The organism is Streptococcus criceti HS-6 (assembly GCF_000187975.2).
Classification (GTDB): domain Bacteria; phylum Bacillota; class Bacilli; order Lactobacillales; family Streptococcaceae; genus Streptococcus; species Streptococcus criceti.
Window position 1 is genome coordinate 1,881,193 of the sequence record NZ_AEUV02000002.1, and the last position, 18,855, is coordinate 1,900,047.

19 protein-coding genes and 1 pseudogene are annotated in these 18,855 nt (G+C 44.3%); 4 read left to right on the plus strand and 16 right to left on the minus strand.

Annotation, left to right across the window (positions count from 1 at the left end; genetic code table 11):
- Positions 1-43: 43 nt before the first annotated feature.
- From STRCR_RS08760 to STRCR_RS08770, 3 genes are read right to left on the minus strand one after another with little or no spacing between them, the layout of a single operon-like run.
- Positions 44-1,270 (minus strand): tetratricopeptide repeat protein, encoded by a 1,227-nt coding sequence (locus STRCR_RS08760; RefSeq protein WP_040804609.1) that lies wholly within the window; start codon positions 1,268-1,270, stop codon positions 44-46.
- On the minus strand, positions 1,260-2,429 hold the full coding sequence (locus tag STRCR_RS08765; RefSeq protein WP_004225463.1) for an AI-2E family transporter: 1,170 nt from the start codon (positions 2,427-2,429) through the stop codon (positions 1,260-1,262). The genes STRCR_RS08760 and STRCR_RS08765 overlap by 11 nt, the downstream gene beginning before the upstream one ends.
- Before the next feature lie 8 nt (positions 2,430-2,437).
- Positions 2,438-2,920: an NUDIX hydrolase gene (locus tag STRCR_RS08770; protein WP_004227076.1), complete on the minus strand. Its 483-nt coding sequence runs from the start codon at positions 2,918-2,920 to the stop codon at positions 2,438-2,440.
- 139 nt (positions 2,921-3,059) lie between these two features.
- On the opposite strand from STRCR_RS08770, the gene STRCR_RS08775 reads away from it, so the two are divergent.
- The gene (locus STRCR_RS08775; RefSeq protein ID WP_004228308.1) at positions 3,060-4,076 is read left to right on the plus strand and encodes a lactonase family protein; all 1,017 of its coding nucleotides are present in this window, start codon (positions 3,060-3,062) and stop codon (positions 4,074-4,076) included.
- A gap of 68 nt (positions 4,077-4,144) precedes the next feature.
- Positions 4,145-4,957: a sugar phosphate isomerase/epimerase gene (locus STRCR_RS08780; RefSeq protein ID WP_004229832.1), complete on the plus strand. Its 813-nt coding sequence runs from the start codon at positions 4,145-4,147 to the stop codon at positions 4,955-4,957.
- A 24-nt stretch (positions 4,958-4,981) separates the two neighbouring features.
- Here STRCR_RS08780 and STRCR_RS08785 read toward each other — a convergent pair whose 3' ends face one another.
- The gene (locus tag STRCR_RS08785; RefSeq protein WP_004226747.1) at positions 4,982-5,845 is read right to left on the minus strand and encodes an IS982-like element ISScr1 family transposase; all 864 of its coding nucleotides are present in this window, start codon (positions 5,843-5,845) and stop codon (positions 4,982-4,984) included.
- 152 nt (positions 5,846-5,997) lie between these two features.
- Here STRCR_RS08785 and STRCR_RS08790 point away from each other — a divergent pair, with 152 nt between their 5' ends.
- Complete coding sequence (locus STRCR_RS08790; protein WP_004228235.1) at positions 5,998-6,189, plus strand: hypothetical protein; 192 nt, start codon at positions 5,998-6,000, stop codon at positions 6,187-6,189.
- 300 nt (positions 6,190-6,489) lie between these two features.
- On the opposite strand, the gene STRCR_RS08795 is transcribed toward STRCR_RS08790, so the two are convergent.
- From STRCR_RS08795 to STRCR_RS08845, 12 genes are all read right to left on the minus strand, one after another.
- Positions 6,490-7,590: an NAD(P)/FAD-dependent oxidoreductase gene (locus STRCR_RS08795; protein ID WP_004227304.1), complete on the minus strand. Its 1,101-nt coding sequence runs from the start codon at positions 7,588-7,590 to the stop codon at positions 6,490-6,492.
- A gap of 7 nt (positions 7,591-7,597) precedes the next feature.
- Positions 7,598-8,422 (minus strand): ZIP family metal transporter, encoded by an 825-nt coding sequence (locus STRCR_RS08800; protein ID WP_004227904.1) that lies wholly within the window; start codon positions 8,420-8,422, stop codon positions 7,598-7,600.
- Positions 8,423-8,431: 9 nt separating this feature from the next.
- Positions 8,432-9,220, minus strand: a complete 789-nt coding sequence (locus tag STRCR_RS08805; RefSeq protein ID WP_004228802.1) for a Nif3-like dinuclear metal center hexameric protein — start codon at positions 9,218-9,220, stop codon at positions 8,432-8,434.
- On the minus strand, positions 9,217-9,894 hold the full coding sequence (locus STRCR_RS08810; RefSeq protein WP_040805036.1) for a tRNA (adenine(22)-N(1))-methyltransferase: 678 nt from the start codon (positions 9,892-9,894) through the stop codon (positions 9,217-9,219). Before STRCR_RS08810 ends, STRCR_RS08805 begins: the two co-directional genes overlap by 4 nt.
- 115 nt (positions 9,895-10,009) lie before the next feature.
- Positions 10,010-10,702: a DnaD domain-containing protein gene (locus STRCR_RS08815; RefSeq protein ID WP_004226070.1), complete on the minus strand. Its 693-nt coding sequence runs from the start codon at positions 10,700-10,702 to the stop codon at positions 10,010-10,012.
- Positions 10,703-10,711: 9 nt separating this feature from the next.
- The gene (gene metA / locus STRCR_RS08820) at positions 10,712-11,656 is read right to left on the minus strand and encodes a homoserine O-acetyltransferase MetA (RefSeq protein ID WP_004227062.1); all 945 of its coding nucleotides are present in this window, start codon (positions 11,654-11,656) and stop codon (positions 10,712-10,714) included.
- Between the two features lie 105 nt (positions 11,657-11,761).
- Positions 11,762-12,280 (minus strand): adenine phosphoribosyltransferase, encoded by a 519-nt coding sequence (locus STRCR_RS08825; protein WP_004227881.1) that lies wholly within the window; start codon positions 12,278-12,280, stop codon positions 11,762-11,764.
- Between the two features lie 171 nt (positions 12,281-12,451).
- A complete protein-coding gene (locus STRCR_RS08830; protein WP_004229079.1) occupies positions 12,452-13,189 on the minus strand; it encodes a cyclase family protein in 738 nt (245 codons plus the stop codon).
- 15 nt (positions 13,190-13,204) lie between these two features.
- A complete protein-coding gene (locus tag STRCR_RS08835) occupies positions 13,205-14,485 on the minus strand; it encodes an O-acetylhomoserine aminocarboxypropyltransferase/cysteine synthase family protein (protein WP_004225586.1) in 1,281 nt (426 codons plus the stop codon).
- A 173-nt stretch (positions 14,486-14,658) separates the two neighbouring features.
- Entirely contained in the window at positions 14,659-14,778 is a 120-nt protein-coding gene (locus STRCR_RS12575) for a DNA alkylation repair protein (RefSeq protein WP_100208004.1), read from the minus strand.
- A gap of 526 nt (positions 14,779-15,304) precedes the next feature.
- Positions 15,305-17,599, minus strand: coding sequence for a DNA helicase PcrA (gene pcrA, locus STRCR_RS08840; RefSeq protein ID WP_004229651.1), 2,295 nt, complete (start codon positions 17,597-17,599; stop codon positions 15,305-15,307).
- A 327-nt stretch (positions 17,600-17,926) separates the two neighbouring features.
- Positions 17,927-18,367, minus strand: coding sequence for a DUF7679 family protein (locus tag STRCR_RS08845; RefSeq protein ID WP_004229725.1), 441 nt, complete (start codon positions 18,365-18,367; stop codon positions 17,927-17,929).
- Positions 18,368-18,518: 151 nt separating this feature from the next.
- On the opposite strand from STRCR_RS08845, the pseudogene STRCR_RS11810 reads away from it, so the two are divergent.
- Positions 18,519-18,695, plus strand: a pseudogene (locus tag STRCR_RS11810) (sugar ABC transporter ATP-binding protein); the annotation flags it as partial.
- Positions 18,696-18,855: the final 160 nt, after the last annotated feature.

The following is an 18,855-nucleotide window of genomic DNA, read 5'->3' on the forward strand; positions in this document are numbered from 1 at the left end:
TCTATAAAAAAAGAAGGCCAAGCCTCCAATTACCAATTTTTACTTATTCCTCCAGAAATTCGGCCATATTCATATCATCGGGGACCAATTCTAGGTAGCGCTGGGCCATTTGGCGGGCCTGATCGCGATAGCCGAATTCCCGTAAAATGTAGGCATAGTCCTGCAGAAATTCCGGATTGTCCTTAAGATCATCAGCGATGGCTTGAAAATGCTCCAACGCTTCTTCTTCCTGATCGAGGGCTTGATAGGCCTTAGCTATGTTCCACTTGGTCAGAACGCTGTCAATATCTTCTTGCTCAAGGGCAAGGACTTCCTGATAGCGCTCCTCTTCCAGATAAAGATTCGACAGTCGCATCAGAACATCCTCTAGGTCCTCTGCCAAATCCTTAGCTGATAAGAGATAGTTTTCTGCTGCCTTGCTGTCGTGGTTTTCATAGGACAGCTGGGAGGCCAGAAGCAAGAGCTGGCTATCAAACTCATTTTTGGACAGCCCTTGCTGGACTAATTTAAGGGCTTCTTCTATCTTATGCTCTTCGTTCAGGGAGAGGGCGTAGATGTATTCGTAACCCTCGAAATCAGGGTTCATGGTGTCCAGCTGTTTGAAGTAAAGGTTGGCCTTCTGATACTCCTCTTGATCATAGAGGATAGTAGCCAGTTCAAAAACAGTCGCATCCTCATATTCGATTTGAACTGCTTTTTCCAAAAATTCCACGGCTGCTTCAAATTTTCCTAAGCTGGCATAGGCACGGCCGATACGCTGATAGGTTGATACGCCTGTCATTTCCAGAATCTCGCGGTTATCCAATTGGGCGTATGCTTTAATCGCTTGGTCAAAATTTCCCAGCTGATAATCCAGCTCAGCTAAACCAAAGGTAACCAAGGGCTCATCGCTGATTTGTGAAGCCTCCAGCATCTTCTCACGCGCCACATCGGTCAATCCTTCCATATCATAGAGATCTGCCATAACCATGAGGGCAGACAGGTAATTAGGATCCTCTGGATCTATAGTATCCAGATAGCCAAAGGCTTCTTCAATATCGCCATCTTCTGCAGCAATCTGGGCTAGATTGATGGCTACTTCGGGATAGGCAGCCAACTCTTGCAGATAGATTTCCTTAGCCTGCGGTAAAAAACCGATACTTTCGAGATATTGGGCCAAGGATAAAAGCGTCTCGGCATCGTCTTGGACCAAGGCTCTCTGGAAATATTTGTTAGCGTGCTCCAAATCTCCCTGATCCAGAGAGGCAATCATTTTTTCACTATTTAACACGGTCGTCTTGCTCACTTTCTTCATTGTAAAGGCCGCTGAAGTCGCGATACCAGTCAAAGATTTCCTTGACAACAACTTTCAGGGCCGAGTAGACTGGGATTCCTAAAAGCACCCCCCAGATACCAAAGACAGAACCAGAGGCCAAAAGGATGAAAAGAATCATAATCGGGTGAATGCTGAGTTTTGTTCCCAAGACCAGAGGTGAAACGAAACGTCCCTCAATGGTTTGCTCAATGGCAAAGGCAATCAGGACCTTAATCAGCATCCAAGGCCCTTCAACAAGCCCTAAAATCATAGCAGGAATCAAGGCTAAGAAGGAACCTAAGTAGGGAATCATATTGAGAAAGCCCGCTGAAATGCCCAGCGCTACAGCGTAACGCAGACCGATGATTGAAAAGAGAATGGAGAACATAATCCCGACAATAATAGCTACGGTTACTTGGCCTTGCACATAGCCCTGCCATTGAGAGTTGACATCACTGAGAATCCGGGAAATGGGTTTGCGCCAGTTGACTGGGATGGTTTTAAGAATATTTTCCTTGAGCTTGTCACTATCGCGCAGCAGGTAGAAAACAATAAAGGGCATCATTACGATAGCAATAGCTACCCTAGTTACAGCCGAGGCAAAGTCGCCAGCCCAGCTGACAATATTTTTAGAAAAGTTCTCAGCATAGTCAACGGCCTTGCTGCTATAATTGTTCACCCAATCTTCCAGTTGAGGGCGGATCATTTCAAAACGGCGATCGGCTAGGATTTGGTTGATCTGATGTTCAACAGACTTGATGTAATGAGGCAAATTATTGATGAAAGACAGGATTTGATCCTGCAACATAGGAAATAGACTGGAACCGCCCCAAACCAAGAGACCGACAATCAGCACATAAACCAGACTAATGGCCCATGTTCGCCTGACATGCAGATGGCGTTCGACAAATTGAACCGGAGGTTTAAGCAGATAATAAATCAAAACCGAAATAACAATCGGTAACATCACTACGGTAACAAAGCTAGCCAGAGCTGTAAAAATAAAACTGACTTGGGTCAAGAGATAAAGAGCCAGAAAAGTCAGGATGATTACAACCAGACTGCTGACGAAGCGATTATCAAGGACCCATTTATAAAACCAACTCTCGTAAAATTTTTCGTTTTTCTTATCCATGTTATTCCTTAGTTATCATAAAATTGAACGGTTTTTTCAACCAAGTTTCCCGATTGGTCGTAGGTAAACTTAGCTGAGAAAAAAGGGGTATCCTGCAAGATCCACTTAAAAATTTCATAGTCCCCTTCCCAAGTTGGCTTGGACAGAACTTGGTCATAGGGAACCCATTCCAGTGTGCCTTCGCGTGACTCTTCATCAGAAATCAAATCGCCTTCAAAATCCGTTACCTTAAAAACATAGGTGTACCAGTCATGTCCCGGTGTGAATTCAGGAAAGGTAATCAGGCCTTTAAAATCCATTTTCTTAACGGTCAGATGGGTTTCTTCGAAAATTTCCCTTTGGGCACATTCCTCAGGTGTCTCACCTGCTTCAAGCTTACCTCCGACAGAAATCCACTTGCCTTCATGAACATCATTAGGCTTTTTATTGCGGAGCATAAGAAGCAGCTCTTTCCCATTATCAATATAGCAGATGGTGGCTAGTTTGGTCATAGGGTCTTCTTTCATTACTTATAATCAGTATATTTATTTTAACAAAAAAATGCTATAATTTCTTCATAGAAAAGGCTTTACGGCTTACGATTCGGCTGGTAACGGATAAAATGTCCAGCCTTTAGACAGAGAGGTTAATATGGAAGAAATCTATTTTGGCACCTATACTAAGCGTCAGTCTCAGGGAATTTATAAGGCTGATTTTGACAATGAGACTGGGCAACTGTCCAATCTCCAGTTAGTAGCCAGCCAGCAAAATCCAACCTATCTGGCTTTCAGTGCTGATGACTGTCTCTATAGTATCGCTAGTGATAAGAATCAAGGAGGGGTCGCAAGTTACTCTCCTGATTTTCAGCCTCTTAATCAGGTGGTTGAAGACGGAGCGGCTCCTTGTTATCTAGGTTTAGATGGCAAGCGAGATTTGGTTTTCTCAGCTAATTACCACACAGGGCAGGCTCTGATTTACAAGCGTCAGGATGATGGCCATTTAAAATTGGTCAATCGGATTATCCATCAGGGTACTGGTCCTCATGCCCATCAAGATCATGCTAGAATTCATTTTGCTGATATCAGCCCCGATCGCTACTTATTGACCTGTGATTTGGGAACTGATGATTTAACCAGCTACGCCTTGAGTGAGTCTGGCAGGGTACAGCCTATTGATAATTACCACTTCCCCGCTGGCAGTGGCCCCCGTCACCTAGCCTTCCACCCTATTTTTAAACACGCCTTTGTGGTCTGTGAACTCGATTCAACGGTTCATAATTTGATTTATCAGGGGTGTGGAAATTTCGAGACTTATCAATCCATCACCACCCTGCCAGATGACTACTCTGGTTTCAATGCTCCTGCTGCTGTTGAAGTAACCAGTGATGGTTGGTTCCTCTACGTATCCAACCGCGGCCACAATTCCATCGCCTGCTACCAATTTATTCTGGACGGTTATATTCACTTGATTGATATTGTACCCAGTCATGGGAAAACACCACGAGATATCTGTCTGACTGCTGACGAAAAGTATCTTTTAGTTGCCCATCAAGATTCGGACAATATCACTGTCTTCCAACGCCATCCAGAAACTGGGAAACTGACAGAGGTCAACCATGATTTCTATGTTCCTGAAGCCGTTTGTCTGGTTAATCGGCCTAGGTCCTAAAACGATTGAGGGCTGATAAGGTACATCAATGTGATTATAAAGCTAGATCATTTACAGGAGATATTCTCATGTTCAAACCTGTCTTAGGGCTCAAGGCATCTGCTGACCCTCAACAATTAGCCAGCCGTCTTCGTTATAAGCCGGAGGTTTTTGAATTTTACACCAGCCAGGAGGATTTTTCTAAGGAAGGACTCAAACGGTTAGAAGAGGCTATTTTGCAGGTTCAGAATCAGGCGACTAGACGGATTGTGCTGCATCAGCCCATGAAGTATCAGGGGGAATTTCTAGAAATGATTATCCCGCAGATTCTCTTGCCTGAGACCTACTACTTTCTAGAAAAGTCAACTAATGATTTACTGGAGCTGGCCTTCGACCATGATTGTCAAGTTTTGATCCATGGTTCTTATGAGCTTAAAAATCCTCAAGTACTAGATTATTATGGCAGTCTTGAAAATGCCAAACAAACATCATTTGAGCGCTTGGACCAGTTTAGTCAGCTGGGTGGGCAACACATTCTCTTTGAAAATGGTATTTCACCGATTTTTTTCTTTGGAGACCCTAGCTATGACCAAGAGATTTTAGCAAGAGGGTATCGCTTAGCTTTCGATACTTCTCATGCCTTGATTAAGGCCAGAGGAGATAACCAAGCTTTATTAGACTCTCTGGAAAAGTTAAAAGCCAATAGTCATCACTACCACTTAGTAGACACCATGGGGAAGAGCCATGATAGTCTTCCTTTAGGACAAGGCATTACCGATTGGTCAGGCGTTTTAGAGCGACTTAATCCACAAGCCAGTGCCATCTATGAAATTGTCGTCAAGAATATCAATGATCCGCAAGAACAATTAGCCAGCCATGCGTTTTTAAGCAATCTAGTTTGATATTTAAAAGGGTTACTCGTGGTGCTAGTTAATCTCAAAGTATCTCAGGTTGTGAGTAAGTATAATTTGCTCAAGTCTTAACTGCAGTCCTGCTAAACCTCTAGTCAGTGTGTGTTCTACGTCAAAAAGAGCGCAAAGCTCGGAGAAGCGTGTCTCAATGGTTCGTCTCATAGCCATCAATTTCCAATGATTATGTTGTTTAGCTCCTGCCATGTTTTGACGCAAAGGAGTCCATAGATGATAGCCTTTTTGAACTAGATGGTCTTTAAGTTCCCTGCTAAGATAGCCTAGGTCTGCTAAAATATAAGGTTGTCGGCAATTTTCTAGTAAGTCATCAACCGTCCTAATATCGTGTACTGAGGCAGGGGTCACAACGTAATTCAGAATATAGCCTGATAAAGTGACCAGCATATGTACTTTGAATCCATAGAACCAAAGATGTTTAGAAGCATTGTAACCAATGTCTGCCAAATCATTAAAAATACGTGTTCTACAGTTACGGACAGGTTGACAAAGTGGTAAGGGAAAGCTATCTATAATAGCGATAGTATCAGGAGAAATTTGAGTATTCATGGCTTGTCTAATGACTTGAACTAACCAAACCAACTGTCTTGCTCGTCGGTTAAAACGACTTCTTTCAAGAAGTTGGCCGCAAGGAAATAAGTGACAGAGACGATAGAAGTGTCGTTGTGATTTAATACCTAGCTCAGCTTGTAAAATAAGCAAAACCAATAGCGATTGATCTGAAACCTTAGATAAACTGATATTATGACGATGTTTGAAAGAGTAAGGACAATAATCCCTATAGAGCTGATGGCATATTTTTGATAATTGCTTCAAATTCCATTGTAAGTGATGAGATTTAGCAGTATACTGTAAGTGGCTCATTTGGACTAACCTCCTGTTTGTTTAGGCACTTACAGTATAGTCCTTTTGGGCTTTTTATTGTATTTTGAAATTAACTAGCACCACGGGTAAGGGTTATGCTTTAATAAAAGAATAATCTCGGTCTTACGACCATAAAATAAAGGAGAGAAACAATGAATCCAAGCGAACTATTTAACCAAGTTAAGGAACTGATTGAGAAGAAGGATTTCTCAGCTGCTCAAGCTTTTATAGAACAGCACAAAGATGATTTGGGTGACTATTTTAATCAAGCCAAGGATCTCTTGGCAGGCGTCAAGGGTGCTGATGGCGTCCTAGACAAGGTTAAGGGCCTTTTTGGTAAATAATAATTGAGAAAATGTTAGCTCTCAGCAAAAAACACAACTAACTCTTCCATCACTAAAGTGTCAAAAGATTTCGGTTGTGTTTTTTATTTATGAGACTTTAGTAAAAGCTAATATCTTTCACCAGCTGGCTTTATGGGATTATAGCTTTAGTTCAAATCATCTGTCAAACGGGTGTTTGAAACTCAGCCCTCATATCTTTTCCCAAATGTAACTGCTCATTAGCTCATTAGTCTGTCCGGCGGGATATTTTACTGAGATTAAACGGCAATACTTTGGAAACAAAAAAGTTGAAGTTCACACTCAACTTTTCTTGCATATATAGCGCTCGATGGGATAATCTTCCTTATCCAACTGACCAGACTTCCCTACCAAGAGATTGACTAACTCTTTGGCAATCAGAGGGCCTGTGGTTAAGCCTGATGATCCTAGGCCTGAGGCTGCAAAGACCCCCGTCAGTTCAGGAACTTGCCCATATAAAGGAGCAAAGTCACTGGTATAGGCTCGGGTTCCCACCCGTTCTTGATGACGTTTAGCTCGAGAAAGGATAGGTAAATAGACCCTAGCTTGACTTTCTAGCTCCTGTAAAATCTGAGCATCTGGTATCAAATCATAGCCTTGATCATTTTCGTGGCTGGCTCCTACCGAAACTTGTCCTGCTTTAAAGGGAATAATATCCAGCTCTCCTTCTGGCATGACAACAGGCAGGTTGTCAGTCCTAAAATCCGTAAAGAAATAATCCCGCAACTGGCCCTTTTGGGGACGTATATCTACTTCATAACCGAGCGGTTCAAGGATTTCCGGCAACCAAGCCCCTGTTGCTAACAAAACCTGATCAAAGGTCTGACCTGCGAGCTGATAGGTCCCGTCTGCCAAGGTTTTCAAACTGACCTTGTCCTGAATGACCTGGCAGCCGCTGGCTGCCAAAAGAGTCTCAGTCAGACTCGCTCCTTCTACCCGAGCGCCGCCAGAGGCGTAGAGCAGCTGGTCAAAACCTTGCAAATTTGGAAACCTCGCGCTCACCTCTTTTTGACTTAAGATGGCAAGTTGGCCAATCAGCGGGGATTCTTCTCGCCGATTGCTGGCCAACGCTTTTAGCTCTGTCAACTTAGTCTCATCACGCTTGAGCAGGCAGACACCCGTCTGCTTATAGAAACTAGTATCCCAACCATCAGTCTGCAAGTCGGCTATCAAGTTTATATAGAAATCAGCTCCCAGACGAGCCATTTTATACCAAGCCTTATTGCGCCGCTTGGAAAACCAAGGACTGATAATGCCAGCCGCTGCCTTAGTTGCCTGTCCTTGACCATAATCAAAGACCGTCAGCTGACAGTCTTTTTCTTTTGAGAGATAATAGGCAGCCGTTGCTCCAACAATACCTGCCCCGACTACTGCAACTTTCATAGTCCTCCTATCCTAAGGCCACATCCATGACCATCATGATCACAAAACCAAGCATCAAACCTAAAGTCGCAATATCGGTATTGCCATTAGTCTGAGATTCTGGGATCAATTCTTCAACCACGACAAAAATCATAGCACCGGCGGCAAAGGAAAGAGCATAGGGAAGAATGGGCATCATCAGCATGACTAGACCTGCTCCTAGAACCGCTCCGATAGGCTCTACAATTGCTGACATAGAACCTAGATAAAAAGCTCGCAGGCGTGACTTACCATCGGCCCGAATCGGAATGGATAAGGCTGCTCCTTCAGGGACATTCTGCAGGCCAATTCCAATTGCCAATCCAATAGCGCCTAAGAGGGCCGCTTGACTAGGATGACCACCAGCTAATGCCCCAAAAGTGACCCCGACAGCCAAACCTTCTGGAAAATTGTGGATAGTAATAGCCAAGAAAAGCAGGGCTGTCTTGGACAATTTCTTAGGGGGTTGAAGACCTTCGGCCTGACTGACATCAGCCTTATCCAAGTGAAGGTGGGGAACTAGGGCATCAATCAAGCGAAGGGCTAGTCCCCCCACCAAAAAGCCAACCGCTGCTGGAATCCAAGACCAACTACCATAGTCAGCCTCAGCGTAGCTAATGGAGGGCTCTAGGAGAGACCAAAACGAAGCAGCAATCATAACGCCCGCCGCAAACCCCATCATGGTGTCTAAAAGCCGTCGACTGATGGCCTTAAAAAAGAAAACAATAGCTGCTCCAACAATAGTACAACCCCAAGTAAAGAGACCTGCTAGGAGGGCTAATAAAACAACATTTTGTGATAAAATCCAATCCATACCTGCCTCCTAAAGATGACTAAAAGGATTGGTGGAAGACTGACTTGGTAGAATGTCTAGGTCCCAACCTGCCGCTTCTTTCCAAGCTGTCAGCTTCACCAGTAATTTTTCAATAAAGAGTACTTCAATGTGGTGACCAGGGTCTATGGCCAAAAGGCCATCTGTGATCATATCCTGGGCAGTGTGGTAATAAATGTCGCCCGTGATAAATACCTGAGCCCCCTTAGCTAGGGCATCTTGGTAAAAACTCTGACCGCTGCCACCGCAGATGGCTATCCGACTGACAGTCGGATTGGCGCCATCATAACGAACCAGCCGTACACTGTCCAAGTCAAAGACAGATTTGACTTTAAAGGCTAAGTCTTCCAAGCGTTGTGGGTGGATATTTCCCACTCGGCCAATACCATAACCATCGGCTGTAGGGGTCAAGTACTCTCTTTCTTGGATATCCAAGAGGTCACAGAACCAGTCATTGAGACCATCGGGAACGATATCAATATTGGTATGGCTGACATAGACAGCAATATCGTGCTTGACTAGGTCTAAAAGGATGTCATTGCGTGGACTGCTAGTCAGATCCTTGAGAGGGCGAAAAATGGGAGCGTGCTTGGTAATAATCAAGTCAATCTTTTTTTCGATAGCTTCTGCCACTGTATTTTCTCGGACATCCAAGGTCACCATGACCCGCTTAATATCCTTATCTAGGTTTCCTACTTGGAGACCTGATATATCCCCCTCCATTGAAAGTTCTTGCGGACAGTAGCTTTCATATTTGTCAATAAATTCTGTAGCCTTCACTTAATCGCCTCCTTGATAGCTTCTATTCTTTGTTTGATGGCCTGTCGATCTCCTTGATTCGCTTCTGGAATCCTGTTCAGGGCCAACTCTAATTTTCCCAATTCTCTGCGCCATTTGGCTAGAAAGCCTGCTGATCTTTCTTCTAGGTGCCGCGGACCAAAGCGCTGCTCGAATGGACTGAGCCCTTCCTGTCCGGGTTGGGCCACAATGATTTCGTAGAATTTTTCCTTTTCGGCCATGACCTTTTCGGCAATAATGTGAAAATTATGGTCTGACAGCCAGGCTCGGACATCATCCTCGCGATTATTAGGCTGGAGAACCAGACGATCTAAATCTGTTAACTTTTCCTGACCAGCTGTCAAAATATCCGCAATCAGTCGCCCCCCCATGCCACAGATAGCAATAGTCGTCACGCCATCAGCAGGATCAAAGGCATCTAGGCCGTCAGCTAGACGGACCTCTATTTGCTGGTTTAAGCCAGCTGCCGCTACATTAGCCAGAGCCGACCTGCAAGGCCCCTGTGCAACCTCGCTGGCAATGGCCGAGTTGATCAGCCCTTCCTGTAAAAGATAGATAGGGAGATAGGCGTGATCGCTACCCACATCCAACAATTTAGCCCCTCCGGGAATAAAATCTGCCACATCCAGCAGACGCTGTGAAATATTTGTTTCCATAATCATTATTATAGCAGAAAAACGCCTTCTTGCCTCCTTATCTTCGGTCAGAACGGCAAAAGGCCAAGACCATTTATGTCTCAGCCTCTTTAACGATCATTATCGCCTTATTCCGTCAATCCTGCTCATTCCAAAGATTCATGGCATTGAGGAAATCATCCGATACCTGAACCTTAGTAGGATTTGCTTGATCCCGCTCTTGACGGCGCTCCTCAATTTGCCAAACCGTCGTAATTCCATCACGGGTCCAGCGTCGCAGAATAGCTGTCAGGTATTTCCAATTGCGTTTGCTATTGAAAATGCTCTCTTTGAGGGCCTCACGGATTAAGTCCGGACTGAGACCGTCTTCTCGGATATATTTTTGCAGGTCCTCCAATTCAAAGGGCGTCAGCATCCAGCCTGACTTTTCAAAATCATTGATAAGGGCCTGCAAGTCATTGGCATTATCAAGAGGATCTAGTTGGGCTGGACTGCCTTGAGCTAAACTGCCAAGCAAGTCATCCAAGCGCTTGAGAACTGGACTGGCATCAAAGATAATATCAGTCTCACCATCCAATTCAATAGTCTTCATGACCAAGAGTTCTTGATTGGTCAGATTGGAGATGGCTTGATTAATTTCTGCCACCGTTTTGCCCAAGGCATCTGCGACTCGGCTGGAAGGCATTTCGTCCACCTTGGTCGTATTTTGCAGATAGAAGAACTGCCAGACCAAATAATCATCGGCGCTTGAAAAAATGTCTTTAAAATGAAAGAGTAGGCTGCTGGGCAGAACCAGATTGCCGTTTTGATAATTCTCTAAAAATGTCATAGTTCCTCTTTATAAATAACCGTAGAGGCTGCCTGTTTTTTCCAAATCCTCCAAGCGGTAAGGCGTTTCTTGGTAGACAGCATAATTGAGCCAGTTGGTGAAGAAGGTTGAAGCTGCTAAACTCCAGCGGAGGGGCGGTTGCTGGCTTGGTTGGCCTTGGGGAAAATAATTGACCGGCAGACTAGGCCCCTTATGGGCCCTCATATCTCTCTGATACTCTCGCTTAAGAGTATCGCGGTCATACTCCAGATGCCCAAAGCTATAAACCTCCCGCAAATCGCGGCTGGCTAAAATGGACAGGCCAACTTCCTCCCCTTTGGCTAGAATTTGCAGATTGGTCTTGGCACGTACATCTGCTTCCGTCACTTGGGTATGCCTAGAATGGGGAGATAGGAAACTATCATCAAAACCCCGCATAAGGGGAGAAAAATGCTCAACCACATCCTGAGAGTAGATACCAGATAGCTTATGATCCATCAAAGCCTTATCAACCCCATACCTATAATAAAGGCCGGCTTGAGCTCCCCAACAGAGGTGCAAGGTCGAGTAGACATGGCGCCTAGCCCAGTCAAAAATTTGGCAGAGCTCCTGCCAATAGTCTACTGCCTCAAAAGGCAGGGTTTCAACCGGTGCCCCTGTGATAATCAGGCCATCAAAATAGTCAGCCTTAATATCCGCAAAGGTTTTGTAGAAGGTCTCCAGATGTTCAGGCTTGGTATTTTTAGGTTGGTGACTGGTCATATAAAGGAAGTCCAGCTTGACTTGCAGGGGCGTATTGGACAGATAGCGTAAGAGCTGAGTTTCCGTCGCTTCCTTGGTTGGCATGAGATTGAGAATCAAAACCTTGATAGGCCGGATATCCTGTCCTCTCGCCCGGGCATCATCCATAACGAAGATATTCTCATTTTTTAAAATATCAACGGCTGGCAATTTCTTATTGAGCGTAATTGGCATGAAAATATCCCCATTCTATAATAGACTACTTCTATTATAAAACATGGGGATAGGCTTTTCAAATAGAACCTTGTTAGGTTAGGCTATAAGTCCTGTCTATAACTCTCAGCCGGGGAAGTTCATCAAAATTTTAGTATCGTAACCCTCGATAGCCTGACGGCCATTAAGGCCATCCAGCTCAATCAGGAAGGCACAGCCAGCAACAATCCCCCCAAGACGTTCTACCATCTCAATGGTGGCCTTAACTGTTCCGCCTGTCGCCAGCAAGTCATCCACGATTAGGACCCGTTGACCTGGTTTAATAGAATCAGCATGCATGGTCAAGGTATCCATCCCATATTCTTTTTGATAGTCAGCAGAGATAACCTCGCGGGGCAATTTACCAGGCTTACGCACTGGTGCAAAGCCGATTCCCAATTCATAGGCAACTGGACAACCAACGATGAAACCGCGCGCTTCAGGTCCAACAATCATATCAATCTTTTTGTCTGTAGCGTACTGGACAATCTCACGAACAGCATAGCTGTAGGCATTGCCATCAGCCATTAAAGGAGAAATATCACGGAAGGTAATGCCTTTTTGAGGGTAATCTTTAATTGATGCAATATACTTTGTTAAATCCATAACGCTCTTTCTATCGGCTCTCAGCCAAAAATGTTTTACATTTCATTATAGCATAAATTGGCATAAAAGATTTAAAAATTATTTTGAAGCATAGGGCTCAGTCCTCATCAAGAAGACCTCAGCCTGAAATAAGGACGAAAAATTTGGTAGCCAAATTGACTACCAAATTTCTCATTGTTCAACATAGGCAAAGGCTCTAACAGGGGAACCGGTGGCTTTTTCCCAATGGGGATAACTAATAGCAATAAAGCTGCCAGTTGCTGGAACTTGATCCAAATTAGCCATGACTTCCAGCTGGTAAATGCCTTGTTCCAGAAGATAATATTCATTAAGGAGAGCTCCATTTTTAGCAGCCGTCTGACCACTATCGGTATCTAAGGTTTCATGTCCGAGAGCCTTAACCTTTCTCTCTTTGATGAGGAACTCCAGAGCTTCCCGACTCCAGCCCGGCGTTTCTTGCACACCTTGAGTGTTGAGATTCCTGATAGCGTCTTGGTTGGGCCATCTTTTAGACCAGTCACTCCGAAAAGCGACAAAGGCAGCTGCTTCTATCCTGCCATGTTTCTTTTCAAAATCTAAAATATCCTCTACCCGCACTTCATAATTGGGATTTTCAGCAACCTCTTTGGATAAGTCCAAAACATAAAGAGGCAAGAAAAGGTCTTCTAGGGGGAGTTCATCCAGCCATTTACCGCCTTCCACAAAATGAACAGGGGCATCAATATGTGTGCCGTATTGACCGACCACTTTGAATTGTTGGACATGAAAACCATCTTCAAGGGTAAAAATGTCCTTTTTTTCAAGAGCTGGTAAGGCAGGAAAATGGGGACTGGTCTCTGAAATTTGATGGGTTAAATCAACTAATTTTGCCTGTTTAAAGATGGCAAAGGCTTCTTTCAGACTTACCATAAAAAACCTCCCAAATTATATCTGTTTTAAAGCTTGATCCAAATCACTAATCAAATCATTGACATTTTCCAAACCGATAGAAATACGGATTTGGTTAGGTTCAATACCGCAGGCAAGGAGATCCTCCGGACTCATCTGACCGTGAGTTGTGGTGGCCGGATGCACCACAAGAGACTTAGCATCAGCGACATTGGCAAGATCTGAAAAAATGGCTAAGCTGTCAATCACCTTACGAGCAGCTTCTGCTCCTCCTGCGACATTGAAGGTAAAGATGGAGCTGGCACCCTTAGGCAGATATTTTTGTGCCAATTCGTAGTAAGGACTTGATGGCAGACTGGCATAGTTGACCTTAGTCACTTTAGGATGATTTTCCAGATATTCTGCGATTTTCTTGGCATTTTCAACATGGCGTTCAACCCGCAGAGACAAAGTCTCCAGTCCTTGTGTCAGAAGAAAGGCATTGAAGGGCGAGAGGCAGGCACCGGTATCGCGCAGCAATTGTGTGCGAACCGCTGTAATAAAGGCTGCTGCCCCGATATCACGGGTATAGCTGAGATTATGGTAAGACGGGTCTTCATCGACAAACTGCGGGAATTTCCCGGATTTTTCCCAGTCAAATTGGCCCGAGTCCACAATTACACCACCGATAGAGGTACCGTGACCGCCGATAAATTTAGTGGCCGAATGCACGGCAATATCAACACCGTATGAGAAAACATTGATGAGATAAGGGGTGGCAAAGGTATTGTCAACAACCAAAGGAATACTATGACGATGGGCAATCTCTGCGAGTTTTTCAAGATCAGCAACATTCCCCAAGGGATTTCCCAGCGTCTCAGCTAAAATAAACTTGGTGTTGTCCTTAACAGCGGCTTCGATAGCGGCAAAATCAGCCACGTCCACAAAACTGGTTGTAATCCCATAGCGCGGCAGGGTTTCTTTGAGTAAGTTAAAGGTACCGCCGTATACTGTCGTTGCTGATACAATGTGGTCCCCAGCATGCGCTAAAGCAAGAGCCGTATAAGTAATGGCTGCCATGCCAGAAGCCGTCGCCAAAGCACCGACACCGCCTTCTAACGCTGCCATCCGCTCTTCAAAAACGGCAGTCGTTGGATTGGTAATCCGCGTATAGATATTTCCTTCTGTCCGCAGAGCAAAAGAATCCTCAGCATCCTGCGAATCATTAAAAACATAGGATGTGGTTTGGTAAATCGGCAGGGCACGTGATTTAGTCGTTGGATCGACTGTTTGACCGGCGTGCAGCTGTAGGGTTTCAAATGAATAGTCTGTTGTCATAATCATTCCTCCATAGATATCATTAGGCTTATTTTACACCTAAAACTTTTTCTTGACTAATAGTTATCTAAATAAAAAAGATATAGCCGAAAGCTATATCTCATGCGTTTATGGTAAAAATATCAGACTGATTCGTCTAAAATCTATCCACATTTAGACTTGGCTCACTGAGGTTATAAATGCTTGCTGCTTTCCTTGATAAACAAGGAGGACATGAGGTGCCCATATTCTTTGAGAAAATATTGTACCCAGTCAGGACCTATTTTTGAGCAATCTCGCAGAACCCAACTGATTCCTTATTGATGAAAAACTCATCGTTTCCAAGGTTGGCTGCTAAAATTTGCTCAAGCAGTACTGTATCGGTAGCTGTCTTTCTTCCCAGCTGATGGTCAATAAGCCAGCCGTTTCATCCAAAAATCATTATCATCATTTGCTCAGGCCGGCATCACATCATTAACACATTTATCAATGAGGCCAATTTCACCGCTAATCCTGTCCAGAAAATCAATCATATTCGACCGCTGCTTGCTCCTTGCAAAACGCTCTATTCTCGGAATATCCTCAAGGATCAGCACTTTTTGAAAGGCTCTCAGGTAATATTGGTAGTCACACTGGTTCGCCTGCCAGCAAGCCTCTAAAAGTTTCTAGTCAATCTGTTTTGGCTTTTTCTCATTTTTTTAGAAAATCCTGATACAAGGTCTGTCTTTGAGAAGTCTGAATCCCATAGAAGGGAAATGAGGGCGCAGGTAGACCTCCATGCTGCCTGCCTTATCTCGATTGGCTGCTCTTTCAAATAAAGCGGTTAGCGAAGGGGCATTTTTAGTTTCCTTTTTCAATCGGCGCCACACTGGCCAAAACTTTTTTTAGACCGACTTCTGGGAAATTGATTTTGAGTTCCTGTGTCTTGCCGGATCCGGAGACTTCTAGTACTGTACCATCCCCCCATTTACGGTGGTGAGCGATGTCACCGATTTGCCAATCGACAGCCGGCTTATCAGAACCTGCTGACTGAGCTTGAGCCCCTGCGGGGCGGGCGGGTGCAAAGGATTTAGGAGCTGCTTGGGATTTTCTGGCTTGCAGAGCCTGAGCTAAACTCATACCTTGACCAAACTTCGTTTCGCTGCTGTCACTATAACTAGCCACAAAGGACGTATTGACAGGCCGAGCCAGACCCTGGTAATTCAGCAGATCATCGGAAATTTCCTTGATAAAACGTGTTGGCCGATTGTAGCTGGATTTCCCAAAGAGGGTGCGACTATTGGCATTGGTTAGGTAGAGGACTTCTTCCGCTCGGGTAATCCCAACATAGGCCAGACGGCGTTCCTCTTCTAACTCATCTTGATCTTCGGCTGCCCGACTCAAAGGAAAAACATTTTCTTCCATACCGATGAGAAAGACGACAGGAAACTCTAATCCCTTGGCCGCATGCAGGGTCATGAGGGTCACCTCAGCTGATTCGGCATCACCATCATCAGTATCTGCAATCAGAGCCAAGTCGTTAAGGAAACGGCTGAGCCTATCCAGACCAGTTTCATCTTCAGGAGCATCCTCCTTATTGTCATCAAAGTTTTTAGTAACGGTCAAGAATTCTTCAATATTTTCAATCCGAGCCTGACTTTCTAAGGTGTTTTGCAGCTGCAAGGCTTCCAAATAACCAGTATTGTCTAGTACTTCTTCTACTAACTCGGTAAGACTGTATTTATCTAAGTCTGATCGCAGCGTCAATAGCATGTTAGCTAAATCCCAAACGGCCTGTGCTGCCTTCCCCTTTATAGGCGAGAGCATGATTTGCTCAGAGGCTTCCAATAGACTGAGATTCTGTCCAAGGGCAAAGGTCCGTATTTTCTCCAATGTGCCAGGTCCCACACCTCGCTTGGGCTCGTTAATAATTCGCTCATAGCTGATATTGTCATGGGTATTGGCAATAACATTGAGATAAGAAATGACATCACGGATTTCCTTGCGGCTGTAGAACTTGGTACCGCCAACCATAGTGTAGGGAATGTTGGATTTGAGCAGGGCTTCTTCAATAGTCCGTGACTGAGCATTGGTACGGTAGAGGACAGCGAAGTCCTTGAAATCACGTCCATTGTCGCGCACTTCTCGGTCAATCGTTGAGGCGACAAAAACGGCCTCATCCCTTTCATCATTGGCACGGTAATACGTGATTTCTTCACCGTCCGCATTCTGTGTCCAAAGTTTTTTAGGACGCCGATTACGATTATGATTGATCACATCATTGGCAGCTTGAAGGATTTTCTTGGTGGAGCGATAATTTTCTTCCAAGAGAACAACTGCGGCCTCAGGATAATCCTTTTCAAAATCTAGGATATTCTGCATATCAGCACCGCGCCAGCCGTAGATGGATTGGTCAGCATCCCCGACTACGCAGATATTTTTAAAGCGAGATGCCAAGAGCTTAACCAGCTGATACTGGGCATGATTGGTATCTTGATACTCATCGACATGGATATACTGATAACGCTGCTGATAATAAGCCAAAACATCGGGGTGACTGTCGAAGAGGCGAAGCGTCAGCATAATCAAATCATCAAAGTCCATGGCCTCGCTGCGGCGCAATTCTTCCTGATAAGCTTTGTAGCACTTGGCAACAATCTGCGTATACATATCACCAGCTTGACTCTCATAAGCAATTTCATCAATCAAGTCATTCTTAGCATTAGAAATCGTTCCCAAAATAGCTCGCTCATTCCATTTTTTCGAATCCAGATTGAGATTCTTGATGATTCGCTTCATAAGGGTACGCTGTTCGCCAGGGTCAACGATGGTGAAATTACGGTCATAGCCAATATGATCAGCGTCCCGCCGTAAAATCCGTACGCACATGGAGTGGAAGGTCGCAATCAAGGTCTCTTCGGTAGCTGGATTGAGCAGCATGGCCCGCTCCCGCATTTCTCTAGCTGCCTTATTGGTAAAAGTGATAGCCAGAATATTCCACGGATTAACCATCTTTTCGTCAATTAAATAAGCAATTCGGTGAGTCAAAACTCTGGTCTTACCAGAGCCTGCTCCAGCCATAATCAAAAGCGGTCCTTGCGTTGTTTTGACCGCTTCTGCTTGTTTGTCATTCATTCCATTCAGTAAAGGATTCATGCTTTTCTCCCTTTCAATTTCGCCCTAAAATTATAACACAAATATGAAAAAGATACTAAGCTGTTAAGTACTTCGCAGAAAATGCTTAAGTTCTATGCAGCTGTAAAATCTGAAAATTAGCCTGAGAATTTAGTTTTCGCAAAAAATTAGAAATCTGAACGCAGGTGATGTAGTCCCTAGGAAAGGCACCCTATTTAAAAAAAATATAAATAGAAATAGAAAGAACCTAACCAAACGGCTAGGCACTTCCTCGGAGATTATGAAAAAGAAAAGTTTATTTAGGATGGTTATAGTATAGCTGGTTTTGCTTAAATCAGACTAAAGAAATCAGATATTTCCTGCTTTTTTCAAAAAATTTCGGTAGCGATAGCGCCAACGGCAATAATCTAAAGTGATAATCAGCTTGTTTCGCCATCTGAAATCATGTCGCAGAAAGCGAACGCTCTCCCTAAAATGTTTCAAACCGGCTGTCTGCCAATTCTCTCTGGTTAAAAATTGGCCTCTAGTTCGCCAGTACTGCTCCTCGTAACGATAGTAAAGCTTACGAACCCGAGCCAAGTGTATGAGGGGTTGGTAATTATTGGACTCTTTGTAAACGTCCGTCGGGACATTTATCAAAGCTCCGAAAAGCAGGTTTTTCCAATCATCAGGATGCTCATGGAAATGCATCCGCATAGGCTTTTGCAGGTCGCGGGGCAGCTGATAGTGCCAGCGCTTACCATTTAAAAATTCCACTTGGACATAGAAAATTTTCTTACGCTTGGCCATAACCTCTCCCCCTTACAGTTAGAGTTATTATAGCATAAGCTCCCAAATAAGCGTTCCTAGTTAGCTCAAGAATTTTCATCTCTTGATTCTCTGACATCACGCACACTTTCCCGCTTCTTCAAGCTAAAGGGAACCAAAACCTAGCATCGAAATCTCCGAATTATTGGGTAGCGACTCCGTGCTCTACTGTAAGGTCGGTAATCAAGAATTTGCCTCTCGGGTCAATGCCCGCGATTACTTAGCCCCAGGTGAACACTTCAATGTGGCCTTCAATGTCGCTAAAGGACATTTCTTTGATAAGGCAACGACTAAACGCATTGACGCTTAACGGATTATCATTACAAACTCCAAGAGTTCCTAGCTCTTGGAGTTTTTCCATATCTTATAACAATACGAATAAACTTAGAGCCCTTTGTGGCAATTCTCTCCAAGATTATTCGTCTTTAATGGGTAATTTCTTAAATTCGTCTTGACAGCATTCGGATATT